Annotated in this window: 18 protein-coding genes; 1 reads left to right on the top strand and 17 read right to left on the bottom strand. The window is 37.7% G+C overall.

Features of this window, described 5'->3' with window-relative positions; all coding sequences use genetic code 11:
• Positions 1–51: 51 nt before the first annotated feature.
• Positions 52–2,145, bottom strand: a complete 2,094-nt coding sequence (gene pta, locus QLQ95_RS18125) for a phosphate acetyltransferase (protein WP_482500994.1) — start codon at positions 2,143–2,145, stop codon at positions 52–54.
• 66 nt (positions 2,146–2,211) lie between these two features.
• Entirely contained in the window at positions 2,212–3,285 is a 1,074-nt protein-coding gene (gene corA, locus QLQ95_RS18120; protein ID WP_320492603.1) for a magnesium/cobalt transporter CorA, read from the bottom strand.
• Positions 3,286–4,158: 873 nt separating this feature from the next.
• Here corA and QLQ95_RS18115 point away from each other — a divergent pair.
• On the top strand, positions 4,159–5,466 hold the full coding sequence (locus QLQ95_RS18115; RefSeq protein WP_482500992.1) for a site-specific integrase: 1,308 nt from the start codon (positions 4,159–4,161) through the stop codon (positions 5,464–5,466).
• A gap of 40 nt (positions 5,467–5,506) precedes the next feature.
• Here the strand turns inward: QLQ95_RS18115 and QLQ95_RS18110 are convergent, their stop codons facing one another.
• From QLQ95_RS18110 to QLQ95_RS18040, 15 genes are all read right to left on the bottom strand, one after another.
• Positions 5,507–5,827: a hypothetical protein gene (locus QLQ95_RS18110; protein ID WP_482500991.1), complete on the bottom strand. Its 321-nt coding sequence runs from the start codon at positions 5,825–5,827 to the stop codon at positions 5,507–5,509.
• Positions 5,814–6,089 carry a MerR family transcriptional regulator gene (locus tag QLQ95_RS18105; RefSeq protein ID WP_056253946.1) on the bottom strand — a complete coding sequence of 92 codons (276 nt, stop codon included), beginning with the start codon at positions 6,087–6,089 and terminating at the stop codon, positions 5,814–5,816. Before QLQ95_RS18105 ends, QLQ95_RS18110 begins: the two co-directional genes overlap by 14 nt.
• 83 nt (positions 6,090–6,172) lie before the next feature.
• Positions 6,173–6,460, bottom strand: a complete 288-nt coding sequence (locus tag QLQ95_RS18100) for a hypothetical protein (RefSeq protein WP_056253943.1) — start codon at positions 6,458–6,460, stop codon at positions 6,173–6,175.
• A 22-nt stretch (positions 6,461–6,482) separates the two neighbouring features.
• Positions 6,483–7,514 (bottom strand): hypothetical protein, encoded by a 1,032-nt coding sequence (locus tag QLQ95_RS18095; protein WP_482500988.1) that lies wholly within the window; start codon positions 7,512–7,514, stop codon positions 6,483–6,485.
• 27 nt (positions 7,515–7,541) lie between these two features.
• Positions 7,542–8,345, bottom strand: coding sequence for a hypothetical protein (locus tag QLQ95_RS18090; protein WP_223704640.1), 804 nt, complete (start codon positions 8,343–8,345; stop codon positions 7,542–7,544).
• Between the two features lie 27 nt (positions 8,346–8,372).
• The gene (gene traN, locus QLQ95_RS18085) at positions 8,373–9,203 is read right to left on the bottom strand and encodes a conjugative transposon protein TraN (RefSeq protein ID WP_482500986.1); all 831 of its coding nucleotides are present in this window, start codon (positions 9,201–9,203) and stop codon (positions 8,373–8,375) included.
• Between the two features lie 17 nt (positions 9,204–9,220).
• On the bottom strand, positions 9,221–10,507 hold the full coding sequence (traM, locus tag QLQ95_RS18080; protein WP_482500985.1) for a conjugative transposon protein TraM: 1,287 nt from the start codon (positions 10,505–10,507) through the stop codon (positions 9,221–9,223).
• A 4-nt stretch (positions 10,508–10,511) separates the two neighbouring features.
• A complete protein-coding gene (locus QLQ95_RS18075) occupies positions 10,512–10,907 on the bottom strand; it encodes a hypothetical protein (protein WP_482500983.1) in 396 nt (131 codons plus the stop codon).
• Between the two features lie 53 nt (positions 10,908–10,960).
• Positions 10,961–11,584: a conjugative transposon protein TraK gene (gene traK, locus QLQ95_RS18070; protein WP_482500981.1), complete on the bottom strand. Its 624-nt coding sequence runs from the start codon at positions 11,582–11,584 to the stop codon at positions 10,961–10,963.
• Positions 11,585–11,596: 12 nt separating this feature from the next.
• The gene (gene traJ / locus QLQ95_RS18065; RefSeq protein ID WP_482504068.1) at positions 11,597–12,763 is read right to left on the bottom strand and encodes a conjugative transposon protein TraJ; all 1,167 of its coding nucleotides are present in this window, start codon (positions 12,761–12,763) and stop codon (positions 11,597–11,599) included.
• A 46-nt stretch (positions 12,764–12,809) separates the two neighbouring features.
• The gene (locus tag QLQ95_RS18060) at positions 12,810–13,445 is read right to left on the bottom strand and encodes a TerB family tellurite resistance protein (protein ID WP_482500980.1); all 636 of its coding nucleotides are present in this window, start codon (positions 13,443–13,445) and stop codon (positions 12,810–12,812) included.
• Between the two features lie 11 nt (positions 13,446–13,456).
• A complete protein-coding gene (locus QLQ95_RS18055; RefSeq protein ID WP_482500978.1) occupies positions 13,457–14,074 on the bottom strand; it encodes a hypothetical protein in 618 nt (205 codons plus the stop codon).
• A 15-nt stretch (positions 14,075–14,089) separates the two neighbouring features.
• The gene (locus QLQ95_RS18050) at positions 14,090–14,779 is read right to left on the bottom strand and encodes a conjugal transfer protein TraI (protein WP_482500976.1); all 690 of its coding nucleotides are present in this window, start codon (positions 14,777–14,779) and stop codon (positions 14,090–14,092) included.
• Between the two features lie 12 nt (positions 14,780–14,791).
• A complete protein-coding gene (locus QLQ95_RS18045) occupies positions 14,792–17,260 on the bottom strand; it encodes a TraG family conjugative transposon ATPase (RefSeq protein WP_482500975.1) in 2,469 nt (822 codons plus the stop codon).
• Positions 17,241–17,891, bottom strand: a complete 651-nt coding sequence (locus tag QLQ95_RS18040; RefSeq protein ID WP_482500973.1) for a DNA cytosine methyltransferase — start codon at positions 17,889–17,891, stop codon at positions 17,241–17,243. Before QLQ95_RS18040 ends, QLQ95_RS18045 begins: the two co-directional genes overlap by 20 nt.
• Positions 17,892–17,905 lie beyond the last annotated feature (14 nt).

Genomic DNA, 17,905 nt, shown 5'->3' with positions numbered 1-17,905 from the left:
AGGTTCTAAGATGCTAAGGTTCTTAGTTTATTATTTAATTTTTAATTGAATTTACATTCCCTGCGCTTGGATTGCTGTAATAACTACCGTATTAATAATATCGTCTACAGTACAACCGCGACTTAAGTCATTTACGGGTTTATTTAAGCCTTGTAACATTGGACCAATTGCCAATGCTCCAGTTTCTCTTTGAACGGCTTTATACGTGTTATTTCCTGTATTTAAATCAGGGAAAATTAATACGCTTGCTTGCCCTGCTACTTCTGAATCTGGCATTTTGCTTTTTCCTACAGTTAAATCCACCGCAGCATCGTATTGAATTGGTCCTTCGATTTTTAAGTCTGGCCTTTTTTCTTTTACGATTGTTGTAGCCGCTCTCACTTTGTCTACTTCATCACCTTTTCCAGATGACCCAGAAGAATAAGAAAGCATCGCAATTTTTGGTTCAATTCCGAAAGCTAAACTTGATTCTGCAGAAGAAATTGCAATTTCTGCCAATTGTTCTGCCGTTGGATTTGGATTAATAGCGCAATCTCCAAAAACAGAAACTCGATCTTCTAAACACATAAAGAATACAGAAGAAACTACAGATGAATTCGGTTTTGTTTTAATGAATTGTAGTGCTGGTAAAATCGTGTGCTGTGTAGTGTGCGCCGCACCAGAAACCATTCCGTCTGCGTGTCCTTTGTACACCATCATAGTTCCAAAATACGAAACATCTTCCATTAAATCTCTTGCCATTGTAATGCTTACGTTTTTCGCCTTTCTTAGCTCATAGTACGTATTAGCATAATCTTCATACATTTCAGATCCTATCGGATTGATAATGTTTACTTTAGAAAAATCAAATGTAAGTCCGAGTTCTGCGACTTTGCTTTCAATTTGTTTTTTGTCTCCAATAATAGAAATATCAACCACATCCATATCTAATAATCTTGAAGCTGCTGCAATAATTCGGTCATCATTCCCTTCTGGCAAAACAATATGTTTTCTATGCTGTTTAGCTCTTTTAACCATGTTGTATTGAAACATTTTCGGTGTCATTCCTTCAGGCTGGAAAGTGATTACTCTTTGCGATAGCGCTTCAATTTGAACGTGCTTTTCAAATGTATTAATCGATGTTTCGATCTTATGTGTGTTATTCGCGTAAATCTCCGATTTAATCGAACCTATTTTATTGGTGATATGATAAGTTCCACCATCAACAGCAATAATTGGGACAATAGGAGAAAGTCCTTCTATAAGCTTTAAAATACTTTCCTCTGGAACAATATTTCCTGTCAGGATAATTCCTGAAATAGTTGGATAATTTGCTGATTCATTTGCTTGTAAAGCACCTAAAATAATATCAGAACGGTCTCCTGGAGTAATAACTAACGCATTGTCATGCAAATGGACCAGATAATTATGCAATTGCATCGCTCCTACACTGTAATGCCCAATTTCATTATTCAGATAATTTTCTCCAAATAGCACTTTGGCATTCAATTCATGTACAATTTCCTGCATGGTCGGATTATTCAAACTCGAAATAAGCGGAATTGTATTAATTAAAACATTTGAAGGCAAACTTTTTTGTAAACTAGTAGTAACTAATTCTATATTTTCTGGTTGCACTTTATTGGCAAAAACGGATAATACTTCAACCTCTTTTACTTTGAAAGAATCATAAACCAGATATAAACTATCTAAAAGTTCTTCTAAAGTCTTACCAACTCCTGAACCTACAATTATGGTTGGAATTCCGAGGTTTTTGGCAATCAAAACATTTAAGTCTAATTCGATAGAAGTTCCTTCCCCCGTAAAACTTGTTCCTTCAACCAAAACAAAGTCAAATCGTTCTTCCAGCTTCTTATATTTCTCAATAATTAAATCTAGAACCTCTCCTATCTTACCTTTATTCTTTTTCTTGATCAATCTGCTCTTGGTAATAGCATACGCGTCGTCAAACGCAATATCAAGGTTAAAATACGACAAAACAGTCTCGATATGATTATCTACCTCACCATCCACAAAATCTTCGATTATAGGTCTAAAATACCCTACTTTAGCCGTTTTACCAATTAAGATACTCATTAAACCGAGCGTAATAATTGATTTACCACTGTTATGGTCGCTAGTGGCTATATATATTGCTTTACTCATAATTATTTATATTTATTCTAAATAACAAAATTACATAAATACTACTTCTCTGGATTGTAACAAATGTTAAAACCAGCGTCTTTTTTTGAAATAAATGATCAGGGCGACTACGAGCAAGAACATAATCCCCATGACAACAAAATAGCCATTTTGGGTTTTAAGTTCTGGCATGTTTTCAAAGTTCATTCCGTACACTCCAACTATAAAAGTAAGCGGAATAAAGATTGCTGAAATAATCGTCAGCGTTTTCATGATTTCGTTCATTTTTCGGCTTTGTTCCGAGAAATAAAAGTTTGAGGCACTTTCCAATGCGCTCATGTCAGATTCTATCTGCTCTAAAAGCTCTAGACTTTTTTGATGAAGCCTAATAAAGAAATTAAATGTTTCTTTTTGAATTAAACCGTTTGATTCATCATCATCTTTAATCGTTTTTAGATAAAACAAAGAATCCCGAAGCGGTATAATGGAGCGTTTTAAGAAATTTAAATTATCACGGTGATTTTCAATTTTCTCTAAAATAACGGGTTTCGCTTCTTTTTTGGTCAAATTGATTAATTCTTCAATTTTATCTTCTTCGTCTTCCAATGTGATATAGAAATTCTCCATTACAGCGTCTAAAAGCAAATACAAGAGATAATCTACCTTTTTGGTTCTAACAATTCCTGCATGGGTACGCAAACGCTCACGAATATGGGTAAAGAAATCGCTTCTTTTTTCTTGAAAAGAAATTAGAATGCCTTCTTTCAGAATAAAACTGATTTGTTCCACACTAATATTATCGGAATATTCAGAGGGCAAAAGCGATTTTATATTAAAGAATAAAACATTTTGCTGTTCTTCTAACTTGGTTCTTTTGGTTGTATTTAAAATATCGGCTAAAAGAAAATCGTCAAGTTTAAAATGCGCTCCAATAGTTTTTATCAGATTAATATCGTTTAAACCATGAATATTGAGCCAATTGTTTTTAGTATAATCAAAACAAGAATTAAGGGCAAGAACTGTAAACTTATCATATTCAACAACATCATTATCATTATAAACAAAAAGCTGCATTTCTGTTTCGTGCTCTTTGTGGGTGCCAGTATACTCTAAAGTAATGTGTTGCAACTTACGTCCTTTCTTGTATTTGATCTTTCTCATCCATGAAAATTTACAATAGTAATATTACGAAAAAGAATCCGAACACGAAATGACAATTATCAGTTTATGGAAAACCTAGACTTAGACGCACTGCAGTGCATCTCTACAGTAATTTATACCCATAAAAAAACCGAGTCATTTCTGACTCGGTTTTCTATCTTAATACTTTGTACTAATTACTTAGTACTAAAGAATTATTTTACTTCTTCAAAAATAACATTCCAAGTATATCAGTACTTCACAACGTCGTGGTACAAATATGGTACAAACCTGTTATTTTATTTTACAAAACAACATATTTCCATTCTGAAAGTTAATCATTTTAAACTTCATTATAGCAGGAATAGTTTCTTAATAAAACTAAGTTTTTTAATAAGAAAGTAATTCTCCCTGATCATTAAAAAGGAAACTGGAACTCCCATTTTTTTTATCTCTTCTTAAATCTTACCGTTATATTCATTATGCTCTATCAGCGCCGAAAATATTGATGAAATAGAAAGAATGCATCATTCCAAGCAAGGCCATAATAATATTTTTAATAGGTTAAATTGATCCTCGTAGGTTTCAATACTGCTCTCCCCACGGAAAGGCCAAAAAGGCGGAAAACTTAAAGTTTTCATTCTATTTAAAAAGCCACAAAAAATGTCTGAAGACCTGCAAATTCAAGGATTTGCAGGTTTTTTTTATTTTAGGCCTGTTTTCAATATTTATAAATCCTCACAAAATTAAAGGTGCAGAATCGGTGCACTTTCCGGCGCGCTGAAAAGTGCACCAGAAACAGTAAAAATCCCTTATATCATAGGGGTTAACGAGATTAACGACTTGATTTGGCAGTAATATTATTCTACATTTATTAATTTAAAAAGTAGGATTATGTTGGAAAGCAGTTTTGGTTTGGGATTCTTTTTAAAAAGACCCAAAATAGAAAGTAAAGAATGGATCGTATATTTCAGAATAACTGTTGACGGTATCCGTAAGGAAAGTTCAACTAAGAGAAAATGGGATAATACACGATGGGATCAAAGGTTCGAAAGAGCGGTCGGCTCAAAGGAAGATGCAAAGTCGCTGAACTTCTTTTTGGATTCGCTGACTTTAAAAATCAATGAAATCAAAACCGAAATGATGTACAGCGGCAAAACCATAACCGCTGAGAAAATTATGGACGAGGTTCTGGGAAGGACAGCGCCAAAGATTAAGGTGCTCGAAGAATTTCAAAAGCATAATGATGAAATGGAGGCGCTTCTCGGAAAAGGCTATGCAAAAGGCACCCTTGACCGGTTTACCATTACTAAGAACCATTTGACTGCTTTTATAAAATTCAAGCTAAAAAAGCACGATCTTGAATTTGCGGATTTGAATCTCGAGTTTGTAAAGGACTTCGAGTTTTACCTTAGAACTGTACGCGACTGCAGCAACAACACAACCCTAAAGTATATTGCAAATTTCAAAAAGATTGTAATCCGCGCCATTGATAAAGAATTAATCACCAAGGACCCATTTAAGAACTTTAAGGGACGTAAAACAAAACTGGTAAAAAAACCACTCACCGCACAGGAATTGTACGAACTTGAAAGTCATTATTTCACAACTGACAGGCTCAATGTCGTAAGGGATGTATTTGTCTTCCAATGCTACACTGGCCTGGCTTACATAGACGCTTATCAATTAAAGAAAACTGATATCAAAGAAGGCATTGATGGAAATCTATGGATTATGTCCGAAAGGCAGAAAACAAACTCATCATTTAATGTACCTCTTCTTCCCCAAGCACTGAAAATAGTTGAAAAATATAAAGAGCACCCGCTGTGTATCCAGCGTGGAACCGTGCTTCCTGTTTCATCCAACCAGAAAATGAATGAGTATCTAAAAGAGGTGGCAGTCTTGTGCGGCTTTCCTTTTACATTAAACACGCATATGGCCCGCCGTACTTTTGGAAGCACTGTGACATTAAATAACAACGTCCCTATTAATGTAGTTAAAGAACTGCTGGGTCATGCATCGGTAAAACAGACTGAGGCATATGCTATAACTGAGCAGGCTACAATCGGTCGTGAAATGTCTATTCTGAATAAAAAGCTGAACAAAAACGCTTCCAAGATTTCAAAACCAGATTTAGCGGTTCTCGGAAGACTTGAAAAAGAAATCCAGGCAATTAAAAAGAAATACAACATAACTTCTTGAAACTTGCTTTCATATCGTAATTAAAATCAGAGAGGCTATCTCAACAATTCTGAGATAGCCTCTTTTTATATAGTTTAACTACACTTTTATAACCCGGATGATAAGACGGGCTGTATTTAATATAACCTAAATCCTGCAGCTGTTTAAAATATTTGTGATAAGTCGGCAGTGTATTTACATGCGCCATTTCCATAATTTTACTTCGGCTGACTTGTATCCTCCTACCCTGCCTCTGTCTGTAACCCAATCCTAATATTGCCGTTAAAATTGACAAATGCCACACATTAAGCTTTGGATCAGCAATATAAACTGAAAGATATTCCATGATATTGCTTTCTTTTAATTTCTTAGTCTTTTTCATCCCTAAAAAGTTTTTGAATATCTTCTCTATTGTAATAATAGGATCCAAGCACTTTCTTAAAACGTACTTTTTGGGATGTTCTAAGAGTCTGAACAGATCCGGCAGAAATGTCGAGCATCCTGCGGACAGCCTTACTTTTCAGCCACTCAGATTCCCTTTCAATATTTTCAGCATTAAAAGCTTCCGAAACCGCATTACGGATTGTATCGGTCATTAACAGTCCAAACTGCCTTAAATCGTCTTTCGTTATAAGTTCTTCCATAAAATACCGGCTTAATACGTTACAAAAAATTAAATCATATACTTAAAAAGATCATCGTCATTCCTAAAAAATTGCCGCAAAGCTTATTCCAGATAAAAATAAACACTGCTTCTTTTGTTCTTATTCTTTGTCGGGACATAAATAAGATAACCGTAATCATCTAATTCGCGCATGCATTTATGATAAGTTTTTGGAGATACGACCTTAGCGATATTCTGGATTTCAATACTGTATGCCTGTATTGGGTTTATAAAATTCCTGTTTGCCCGAAATTGAAGCAGGGCGGCAAAAATTGCAATGTGAGTTGTGCTGATTCTGAAATCATTTTCAATTGCCTGAAAAAATCCCGATAAAAGCTTAAGATTTTCCATAACTGTATAAGATAAATAAACATCACATATGATGAGATTTTTTTGCGGTCTGAGTCTCAATATTGTGCTGTGGTTTCAGCAGCGGGCTAATTTTACAGCCGCTTTTAATTTCTGCCAGACTAAGTTTCTGCATTCTGTCATTATAAAAATTCAAGGTTTTAAACCGTGGATTTGCTTCCAAAAAAACCTTCATTTCTCTCCCTTGTATCATAAGAACAACTTCTTCCCTCTTCCCCTTTTTCAAAGAATCGACCAGGGATTCGAATGTCTCATAGTCATCATTTTTAAGAGGAACAGTCCTTAAAGCATCGCTTACATTGTATCCATACGATTCTGGAAATTCATGCATTCTATAATTGTCAATAAGATCCCTGTCGTTGAAGTTAAACTGTTTCCAAGTTCCTCTTTTTAGAACTGCTCTTCCCGCAAGCATTTCGTATGCTTCAGCTGCACTAAAGTCCTCAGATTTTTCATTCTTAAAGTAGTGAACGCTGCGACTGGATGGCGATGAATCTGTATGAAGAATTGATCTGAATCCATCAAATTGATAGGCCCCTTGCGCATCTTTTACAAATTGAAGTGAATGTTCAAGCCGCTCATTTTCTGAGATGTGATAAGAAACAGGAACAGTAAAATTTAACAGCTGTTCCTGCATATTCGCCAATACTTTGCCATAAGCCTCATGAAAACCGCATTTTATCAGCTGGTCTTCCAACGTCTTTTTGTTTAATTCCAGATCTCTAAGATAATCCAGCTTATCTATCCTTTGAAAAGCGACAGCACTAAGCGCTTCATTTACAAGCCTAACAATGATATTGGGATAGACTTGATGCTTCAATTTATTATATTCATGCTTAAGAAACCTGAGAGTTATTTTTTCATCTACAGCTTTCGTCTTTTCATATTTAAAAAGCAGCATCTTAAAAAATTTCAGTTTCTCTATTCCAAAAGAGCGTTCTATCTGCGGGCTGTTCTGAAATAAAAATTTTAATTTTTCTTCCTTGGACTGCCAGACTTTTATCTCATTTTCTACTCGATTGTTTTCAGAAGACATAACTCAGTTTTAATTTATTTAAGCACCTTAAACCGATCTGCCCGCTTTTTTTGAACGGGAATTACTTTTTTTTTCTTTCTGAGAGGTCTCATCGGAATTGTCAGCCAGGTCTGCGCTCTTTCCTTTGGACTGCGACTGCTTCTCGTTCTTGCTTTCACGGTCATTTATTCTCTGCAGAGAAGAATCATAAACCTTAATAGTCTTAAACTGGGGATTAGCTTCCACAAACTGTTTTCTCTCCTCTCCTCCCACCACAAAAGTTACGGACTGCAGATTGCCTTTTTTCAGAGAGTTCATCAGATCTTCCTTGTACTGAGGTGTCAGAAGTTCTTTTATCGAATGCTTTTCCAGCGAAGCTTCCAGATCATATCCATAGTTCTGATGATAATGCTGAAGTTTAAAATTTCCACGGTCGTCACTTTCTTTGAAGTCCATACGAATCCAGCAATTATAGGCTTCACCGTCCTTATTCTTTAAATCCTTATTGACCGATCTGCCCTCCATCAAATTATACGCCTCTTTGAGAGTAATGCTGGTATTGTCATTATTAATATAAAAAGTCTGTTCCAATCCCGGCTTATTATCTTCTTTCTGGAGATTAACCTGATAGGAATTGAAAAAATACATATCGCTCTGGTCGGACTTTTTAAAATTCAGTTCAACGGTGACTGTATCTTTGTTAGGGACACCATTGTTCATAATACCAGTATGCATCAATTTAAAATCCTTATCCCCTTTCTGAATATTCTCTCTTAATTCAGCATCAAAAGTTTCTCCGAATCCAGTATATTTTAACTGGTCTTTCAGATACTGTACATTTTTCTCGTTCATGATATTCACATTTAAAATTAGTACTGATTATAGGTTACCCAGTATTTCAAGATTTACCAAGTGCCTATTTTTTATGTTAAGTTCCAGATGCCTGCCTCCATTTTTCTCAAAGACCTGCATTGTGAATTTCTTCTTTTCCGGTATCGTAAATTTAGTTATGGCAAATACTACTGTAGTTTCAGATTTATCGGAAATCCTGCTAAATTCTCCGGTGCATAAAAGCGGTGTCAATTCTATTTCCTGAGCTGCAGTTCTTTTGGATTTTTTCTGGTCTCGGATAAAAAAACGAAGCTGATCCACATCGTAATTAATTTTTGAATCATTCCCTAAAAACACTCTGAAATACATCACGTCCTGATGAATAAATATGCCGTCAACCTTAAACTCAATTTCTGCATTTTTTGAAACCAGTCCACTTACCCTATTTTTCTTTGATAGAGCAAGCAGAGCATATTCTTTTATTTCTTTCTGGTTCTCGTTCTCAAGGGAAAACAGCAGCGATTTATCGTCACCAATTCGTAACCGTGCATCCACATTTAATGTAGGACACAGATCATCAAAATTTAAAATGAAACTGTAAAGATTACCGTCGGAAGTTACAACAGTCAGGTTAGTCTGCGGAAAATTCTGCTTTCCAGCTTTAAGAAGCAGTATATTTTCCACTCCTTTAGCTTTCTGCACCAGAACATCACGGCTTCCGACATCCAGGCTTTTTACCGCATACGGAAATAAAATGCTGGTGGTTTTTGAATAGCTAAGCTGTATATTATTAAATTCGGCTTTAGCATCATACTGTGCAGAAACTGAAAAACCAGCCAGAAAAATAAATGTGATAAATAGTGTCTTTAAATTTTTCATTTTCTTTTAGTTTAAAGTTATTGTTCATTCTTTTCTTTTTCATCGTAGAGAAGCACTTTGTAACCTGCCTTGACTGCTACTTTTATCAGCTTAACTTTCCTGCTTAAAAGTGATTTGGCTGCCTCCACTCCCATTCCTGCCGCCTGAGCTCCCCAAGAATCACTGACTCCTGCCAGTCCAATACTCTGCATGGACCTGTCAGCGGATGCTTTTGCTACATCCCTGTTTATGGTTCCAGGAATGTAAATGCCTTTAATGCCGTCTATATCAAAGACGGATAGTTCAACCGGGAAAATGGAATTCTGGTATTTTATGGTATTGATCTTTATTTCAAGCCTTTCTCCCTTAAGTGACGCTGTCCCAAAAACGAAACTGTCTTTTGGAATTAGTACGCCATTGATAAAAACGTCACTTGCAAGTCTGATTTTTACAATAGAACCGTTGACAATCGTCTGCGTTTCATGAACAGCTGCCTCCACTGCGTTCTGATTTTGTTCATCGTTGATTTCACCATCAAGCGAATAAAATGAATTTGCTGACTGCTCATAATTTACTTTGTTGGTCTGAAGAGAGCTCAGGTTTTGCTCTTCAGATTTTCTGTTCACTGAAAAAACTTTTCCTTTTTGAAGCTTTGAGTTCTGACGCAGTTTTTCCTGTACACGTTCTGGGTGCTGGATATCCAGAATATTTTCCAGCATGCCGCCAAGCTGGGCAAGTTCAGGATCAGGCTCAGAAGGCGCACTCATGGCTGCCATGAGCTGTTCAAGATTATTCAACTCGGCTGATTCACCGTGAGGCATTTTCTGGTACTGAAATTCCCTCATATCCTGACCGCTCTGATATTCTTTTGGAGGTTCCGCAATAGCTTTCTGGAGCGCTTCAAGTTTCTGGTACATCTTCTTTTCATTCTCTGGTTTTAGATAGTCTGTTTTCAGTCCGTTTTGTTTATCATTCCATGCAACCTCATCCGTATCAAAAAAACGTTTTGATTCAAGATTATCATTATCTTCCGCAACAACCGAATAATTAGGATCTTTCTTTTTTTGTTCCTGCAGTTTTATCGAATCAATTGATGCCTGGTCATAATAGCTCATTTTATCCAAACTGGAATCTTCCTTTAGTTTTGGATTTGGAAGCAGCATATTAAATCCTTTTTTTTCAATTCCTGAAATTGGATTTTCTGTTCCTTTGCCTCCTCCAAGCACCCAGAAAAGCATGGTTATAAATGGAAGAACAAGCAGTGGAAGAACCAGCATCATACTGCGATTCTTTTTCTCTCTGGCTGAAAGTGTTTTATGTTCCATAATTTTATTTTTTATAGTTAGATGAATTAGTTGACTTGAGCTTCGGACTGATGCTAAAATCTTCAGCGTTGGAATTTTGATTTTTAGACAAATCGGTTAAGTCTATTGCATTTATCACACTGTCAATATATCTGCTGATATCGGATCTCTCAGCATATTTGTTAAATGGCAGATCCAGAGCATGCATATGGCCTCCCTCATCACTATAAGCAGGCTTAAGCACTTTTACTGCATCAATGTTCATTGATTTTTGACTTTCTGACAGAAAACCGCTCAATGCGTTATAAACACATAAAATCGTTCCAAGGGCCGCAAAAATGATTACTGAAAACTTAAGCTGTGAATTTGAAAGGTCTCTAGTCAGCCTATTCATTTTTGTTACCCACCAGAATGTGATCATCAGATATGACCTTGAAGACTTTACATTCTGTCTTTGTTTTCGCAACAGACTTCTCATGGCTTTCGGTTTACTGTTCCAAGATCTTTGTTCTCAAGAGTATTGAAGCGTTCAATCAGAAAACCATGCGGATTATTATCGCTCCTTGAAACATTTCGCAGCGTTCCTTCCGTAATCAGATTTCTGTTCAATATGCTTGTTGTCCTTATGATGTTCTGCCGGGCAAAGCACTTAAAGCGGTAGGGATATTCATTAATATCAAAGCTTACGCTGTCTACAATAACAGTCTGGCTGATATTTCCTGATATAATTCCCGAATAATATCCGTTTTCTTTTAGATCATCATATATGCGCTTGACAGAATTATCAGCCAAATACAAGGCCTTTGTTACATTGGCTTTGATTACCTTATCATCTGGGTCAAGGCTGAAGAAAAACTGATGGAATGTCTTAACATGATCCCTTGCTTCAACAGGTACATTATCCTTACGGTCTGATGCGTATGCCTCAAGCGCCTTTCCATTTGCGAGGATATAAACCTTGTCCTGCATCAAAGCGACGGAACTGAAACTTTTATAAAGAGCGTAACAGGTTATGGCAGCGCAGCAAAGGATAACCAACATTGTAAATCCTCTTATATGACGAAAAGCAGTATCAATATTTTTCATTTTACTAAACATAATCGGGTGCTTTTAATTTTTAGAGTTTCCCTTGAGCTTGTCGCTCATGTAATTTCCTTTTTCCTCAAAATAAGGCGACGCAGCTGCTGAAGATGACATGCTCTGGCTCATTCTACCTGCCTCATTTCCCATTGAATCCATTACCATTCCTGCTCCTGTGGCAGCACCACCTATCACCGAGGAAATCGATCCGCCAAACAGGCTTGTAACTTTCTGTCCCAATGCGCTTCCTCCAGATGCATGCACGATATAGTTGGCTACGGAGGGAACAGTAAAGTACCCCACAATTCCAATAATCATGAAAATTAAGTAGCCGATATCGGTCCTGCTGAAAAAAGTATCTCCCGCTGTATTAATCTGGGAGATATCCAGCCTGAGCATCTGTTCCTGAATCTTACCGATAATGCTGCCGAAAATGTTTGCAACAGGAAGCCAGAGATAAATGTTTATATACCTGGCAAGCCAGACCGTCAGGGTATGCTGGAATCCGTCAAAGACTGCGATTCCAAATACCAGTGGCCCTAAAATGGACAGCACTACCAGCTGGAAAGTCCTGAGTGTATCAATACACAATGAAGAAGCTTCAAAGAGAATTCTTAGAACTTCACTCACCCACTCCTTTACAGAATTCCTGAAACTATACGAAGCTTTCTCCATTGCAAATTTTACATCATTTCCAATTCCTTCCATAAGTCCTTCATCTGAAGGATCTGCCCCGTCGTGCGTGTACTTATACCATCTGTCGCGGTCGCCTGCGCCCATCACCCCAACATACATTTTCCAAGGTGCGCTTTCTTTGACTGTTTTTTCTTTTTCTCTCAGCAGCACTTCAATTGCTTTGTTTGACCCTTCAACCATAGAAGCTGTGGCAGTAACGGTTGGTTTCATGACCCCGTTTATGAGCGCCAGAACAGAAGGAAAAATCATAATGCAGAAACCGATCACAAAGGGCCTGAAGAGCGGATAAAAATCAATCGGTTCCGCATTGGCAATATGACGCCAGACCCTGGAAGCGATATAAAAAATAGCGGCAAAACCCGCCAGCCCCTGCCCGACTCCAATAAGATTGCTGCAAAGCGGCATCATCTCATCGTAAAGCTGTTCCAGAACTGTATGAAGACTGCCGATATTATCTCCGAGTCCCTGTGCAGAAACTGTTTCAGGGAACATAAAGAGCATTAATACTAATACAGCTGATTTGAAAATATTTATCATAAGGCCAGAGTTAATTTTTAAACCGATAACTGTTCCGCATCGCATTCACATCATTAGCTTCCTTAGAACGTTGCAGCGCAAGCACTGATGTTGATCCGTTAAAATCATTTAGAAACAGCACCTTCTGCTGCATATCTTCAAATATCTTATCTATAGCTGCAAGCCTTTCGTCATCACTCATTCGGAGTTTATCAGCTGTTACGATGGAAGTCAGTTCGTCTAAATTTCTGAGGCTTTCCCTGCTTAAATTAGAATACACTTTTTCAAAATACTGGATTTCCTGACGGCTGAACTTTTCATTTTTAATGATAAGGTCTATCCCTTTTCTGCTTTCCCTCATAAGTGTAAACTGATAGTCGATAATGTCCCCGACTCTTTTGTAATTCTTTACAACTGGGCTGACCTGCATCAGGGCATCCAGGAAAGTCTTATGCAGTGAAAAATTTCCCTCTGACATATCTTTGACGGCCTTATACCCTCCGCTGAGAATATCATATCCTTTTTTCATGTCGCTTAATATCTTTTTAAACTGCGACAGCTTTTCGATATTTAAAATAAGCTGCTGGATTTCAGCCGACTGTGCCTTTCCAGTAAAAGGCATAAAAAACAGAAATAGCATTGCAAAAAATATAAGTATCTTTTTCATGATTTGTTATTTTATAAGCCAAGCAGAACTTCGGCTTGTTTGACATCATTTTTTTCTCTTGCTTTTGATAATGCCAGAAGTTTAATCTCACCGCTGAATTTTTTACAGAAAGAATAATCTTCCCGCGCAGCTTCATAAAGCTTATCAATGCGTTCCATACGTTCATCATCTTTCATTTCAAGTGAAGTACTGGTTGTGATAAGAAGCAGCAAATCAAGATTGTCATCACAGCTGTCCGCCAGTCGCCTGAAAGTCCTTTCAATGTATTCAAGTTCATTTCCGTGAAACAGATCATCCTGAGGGAGGCTTGCTAAAGTATTTTTATATATCTTAAAAATTTCAATCTGAAGAGTGATTATTTCAGCCACCCTGCCGTAGTTTTTTACTTTAGGATTAACCGATACCAGTGATGTGAAATAATCGCTGTGCAGGTTCACTTCTCCCTTCTTTGCATCTGATATAAAGTTAAGTCCGCTTTTAACTGCCTTATAGCCTTTTGCCGCATACTCCACATATGTCCGCAGGGCTGCTATCTGAAGCAGCAGCATCCTTTTCTGTTTTGCCTGCTGAGCCTGAAGCTGGCATGCAGATAAAAATACAGACACAAGAAGCATTATTATCTTTTTCATTAGTTTTAGAGTTGATTACGGAATTCCGTAAAATTGTTTCACTTTATTTACGTCAGCATCTGTTTTTGCTCTCTGGAGGCTGAGCAGTACATTCTGCTGGTTGAAAAGTCTCAGATCATTGTAATTTGAATCTATCTGATCTGCTGCTGTATTTATAATTTCGAGTCTTTTCAGATCGCTCATCTGCGTGGTGAAAGATTCTATGATTAAAAATATCTGGTCGATATTTTTCATGCTTTCTCCAAGAATTCCGTCATACACTTTTTCCATGTATTCAAGTTCAGAGATCTTGAAATGGTCGTCTCTTTTAAAAAGGTTCCAGGCCTTTTCATATTCGGCAATCAAACGGGTCTGTTTTTCTGAAATTTCTTTAATTCTCTGATAGTAGGTTATAATAGATTTCACCTTCTGCAGTTCTTCGTAATAATCCTTATAGAGATCACGCTGTTTTTTTGTCCAGTCCGAAATCTCATCGAGTTTCAGTTTTGAAAGCGTGTTTTCAATCTGCTTCTGTGCATTCTGAAGCCAGATGGTCTTATTCTGCATTCTCTGGATCCCCAGATCAATTGCCTTTATTACTTTCTTGGTAACTGCTTTTACAATCTCCAATATCGGCAGTGCTGCTGTCTTTTCTGCAGGTCTTGCAGGCATGCTTACTAAAAAGAAACACATTAAAAATGTGACAGCTTTAATTTTCGTTTTCATTTTTACACTAATTTAAGTTCCGCTTCTTAATTCCTGAGCCATAGCGGCAATTCCTTTTTTGATGTCTCCTCCAAATTTCGCAGCGTAGGCATTCATTTTTACTTTCTCACTTTCCTCTGTAGTGTAGGCAAGATATTCCTCCAGAGACACTTCTGTCCTGTAAACCTTGGACAGCATTCCTCCAAGAGATATAAAAACTTCCTTGTATTTCTTGGAAGGATCATTTGCTTTGTTCACCGAAAGCACCAAAGCTTTTTCCTTGTCAGTCAGCCCAAGCAGTTCCTGAATCTGGTCAAACTTATTTTGATATTTGCTCTGGTCCAGCAGAATCTTGCAGTCGCTGTTATTAATGATGGCCTGCTTCACTACAGGCGATGAAATGATATCCTCCACCTCTTGAGTTACGACAATTGCCTCCCCGAAGAACTTACGCACAGTTTTAAAAAGATACTTGATATATTCTGACATTCCTTCCTTCGCAATGGCTTTCCATGCTTCTTCAATCAGGATCATTTTTCGTATGCCTTTCAGTTTTCTCATCTTGCTGATGAATACTTCCATGATAATGATGGTAACAACGGGAAAAAGAATCGGATGATCTTTGATGTTGTCCAGTTCAAATACAATAAAGCGCTCTTTTAGCAGATCCAGATTTTCATCAGCATTGAGCAGATAGTCAAACTCTCCTCCGCTGTAATAAGGGCGAAGCACATAAAGGAAATTATTCACATCAAAATCCTTATCTTTTACATTATCACCTTGAAGAACTGTTACAAACTCCTGTTTTAAAAACTCATAAAAAGTATTGAAACAGGGAAAGATGGATTCATCCTTATCCAATTTATCGAAATACAGCTGCAGTGCATTGGAAAGTGCCACGTACTCGCTTCTGTTAAATGTTTCATCATCTTTCTTCCACAAAGCCAGCAAAAGCGTTTTGATGCTTTCCTTTTTCTCGGTATCAAGACTGTCTCCTTCCCCGATATAAAATGGATTGAAACGAATCGGGTTCTTCTCATCATACGTAAAATAATAGCCGTTTACCATATCGCATAAGCCTTTATAGCTGTGCCCAACATCTACCAAGACAATATGAGTTCCCTGTTCGTAATAGCTTCTGACCATATGATTGGTAAAGAAGGATTTCCCGCTTCCAGAAGGCCCTAAGACAAACTTGTTTCGGTTAGTACAGATTCCCATTTTCACTGGCTCATCGCTGATATCCACGTGAACAGGCTTTCCCGTCAGGCGGTCTCCAAGACGTATTCCGCAGGGACTTAGTGAGGATCGGTAACCGGTCTCCATATTCAGAAAACAGACAGCCTGCTCGGTAAAAGTGTCAAAAGCATCATTCATCGGAAAATCTGCTGCGTTTCCGGGAATTCCCGCCCAGTAAATCTGAGGAGCTCCAACTGTCTCCTGTTTAGCCGCCGCATCCATCTGCGCGAGAGAAGATGACACTTTGTTTTTTATGTCTTTGAGTTCTTCTTTTTCGGATGTCCACGCAAGAACATTAAAATGTGCTTTAACTGGCAGCCGCTGCTGGGCGATAGCTTCGTTTAAAAAATCGTTGGTTGCATCCCTTGCAATCATATTTTCTCTGCTGTAAGCAGACAATGACTGAAGTCTTAATCTTTTGCTCTCCAGTCTCTGGATTGTTTTCTGCGCGTCTTCAATAAAAATATACTGGTTGTATATGTGATTGCAGGACAGCAGCTGACCGAGTGTTGAAGCAAATCCGATACTGAACTTTGTTTTGTCTGTTGAGTAACGGTCAAAATTGATTCTTGAACCGCAGAGCGCCGGCAGATCGGCGGCATCTCCAAGCGTAAAAAGCTGGCTGTGCTTATCCCCTATCTGCATCCCGTCTGAAAACTTGAGATCATTGTACACGAACGAATTTTCTTTTTCAGATAAAAAGCAGTACTTTTCAATAAGGCCTGTTTTTCTGCTCTGGCTTTTCAGCTCATCATTTCGAAGTCTTGTGAGCCTTATGAACCCGCTGTCTTCCATAATCCTTCTAAACTGGCCAGTACTGCCAATGAAGTCCTGAAGGGACTGCATATTGAGTGTTTCTTCAGGTACCAGATTATTTCTTATAAGATTAGAAAATATCGAACTGGAATTTTTTCTTCCTGCTGGTTTCTTGGTAATCATTATATAACATGAATGATCTAGAAAAGGCCTTTCATTGAAAAACCGCTCACTGCTTCTGGTTAAAAAACTGCTGTCTTCATTATCAAAGTCCGCTTTATAGCTGCTTTCTAAAAACCAGTCCTGTTTGTGAAAGACAGAGTACTTCGGCAGAATTTTCACTGCCTTTATCCATGACTGGTGAAACGCCTCGTATTCGTGGTCGGACATTGTGAAAATTTCCGGCAGATCAGCCTTGAAAACCACTGTTATATCACCCTGCTTTGATAAAATGCAGTCATGCTGCACGTCCATAATAGGTAAAACATCATCTAACTCCTTTTCCATTTTTCCTAGTTTTACTAATCTTCACATTTTTCATATAGAGACTTCTGGCGGTATTCAAAATATGGAGCCCAAGATTTGGGTCCACACAGTTGCGAAGCACCTGTCTTTTGTTTGAAATATTAGATCCCTTTAAGTAGAAACCTAAAGCCTCTTCAAGTTCAGGAATCTGTGCGTGACGTATTTTAATCACTGTCTTAACTTCCAATTCTGGAATCTGAAAATTGGCCCAGAAAAGATGACGCTGCAGAGCAGCATCAGGCTCGATAAGCGCAGTGTAATAAGGCTTTACATTTTCAACGACCCATAAACACTCGGAATTATGCTTCAGAAATAAAATTTCCTGATACAGCCTCATGTCAGGAAATACAGCAGGAGTGCCTCGAAATCTCACGCAGATATTCTGCCGGAAAGAGGAATGTGACTGGCACGGCGGTGATGACCAGATAAAATCAAATTCTTTGTAATGATCTAAAAGATACTGGTGTGCATCCCCTACAATCACTTTATCTTCTGGAAAGTTCTGCGCATACAATGCTGCCAGTGCAGGATCCAGCTCAACTGCCGTAACCGATACGTCATCCCAGTTTTTTCTGTTTCCGCCAATTCCGGCATATAAGTTTAATACCTTCATAAACCAACTCTATC

The organism is Flavobacterium sp. B330r, assembly GCF_056824325.1.
Note: the sequence above shows the minus strand (reverse complement) of the source record. Positions and strands in the feature narration are given on the sequence as shown.

Coding starts and splice junctions, on each gene's coding strand:
- pta (WP_482500994.1), bottom strand. CDS start 2,145: ATGAGTAAAGCAATATATATAGCCACTAGCGACCATAACAGTGGTAAA.
- corA (WP_320492603.1), bottom strand. CDS start 3,285: ATGAGAAAGATCAAATACAAGAAAGGACGTAAGTTGCAACACATTACT.
- QLQ95_RS18115 (WP_482500992.1), top strand. CDS start 4,159: ATGTTGGAAAGCAGTTTTGGTTTGGGATTCTTTTTAAAAAGACCCAAA.
- QLQ95_RS18110 (WP_482500991.1), bottom strand. CDS start 5,827: ATGAAAAAGACTAAGAAATTAAAAGAAAGCAATATCATGGAATATCTT.
- QLQ95_RS18105 (WP_056253946.1), bottom strand. CDS start 6,089: ATGGAAGAACTTATAACGAAAGACGATTTAAGGCAGTTTGGACTGTTA.
- QLQ95_RS18100 (WP_056253943.1), bottom strand. CDS start 6,460: ATGGAAAATCTTAAGCTTTTATCGGGATTTTTTCAGGCAATTGAAAAT.
- QLQ95_RS18095 (WP_482500988.1), bottom strand. CDS start 7,514: ATGTCTTCTGAAAACAATCGAGTAGAAAATGAGATAAAAGTCTGGCAG.
- QLQ95_RS18090 (WP_223704640.1), bottom strand. CDS start 8,345: ATGAACGAGAAAAATGTACAGTATCTGAAAGACCAGTTAAAATATACT.
- traN (WP_482500986.1), bottom strand. CDS start 9,203: ATGAAAAATTTAAAGACACTATTTATCACATTTATTTTTCTGGCTGGT.
- traM (WP_482500985.1), bottom strand. CDS start 10,507: ATGGAACATAAAACACTTTCAGCCAGAGAGAAAAAGAATCGCAGTATG.
- QLQ95_RS18075 (WP_482500983.1), bottom strand. CDS start 10,907: ATGATCACATTCTGGTGGGTAACAAAAATGAATAGGCTGACTAGAGAC.
- traK (WP_482500981.1), bottom strand. CDS start 11,584: ATGTTTAGTAAAATGAAAAATATTGATACTGCTTTTCGTCATATAAGA.
- traJ (WP_482504068.1), bottom strand. CDS start 12,763: ATGCTCTTTATGTTCCCTGAAACAGTTTCTGCACAGGGACTCGGAGAT.
- QLQ95_RS18060 (WP_482500980.1), bottom strand. CDS start 13,445: ATGAAAAAGATACTTATATTTTTTGCAATGCTATTTCTGTTTTTTATG.
- QLQ95_RS18055 (WP_482500978.1), bottom strand. CDS start 14,074: ATGAAAAAGATAATAATGCTTCTTGTGTCTGTATTTTTATCTGCATGC.
- QLQ95_RS18050 (WP_482500976.1), bottom strand. CDS start 14,779: ATGAAAACGAAAATTAAAGCTGTCACATTTTTAATGTGTTTCTTTTTA.
- QLQ95_RS18045 (WP_482500975.1), bottom strand. CDS start 17,260: ATGGAAAAGGAGTTAGATGATGTTTTACCTATTATGGACGTGCAGCAT.
- QLQ95_RS18040 (WP_482500973.1), bottom strand. CDS start 17,891: ATGAAGGTATTAAACTTATATGCCGGAATTGGCGGAAACAGAAAAAAC.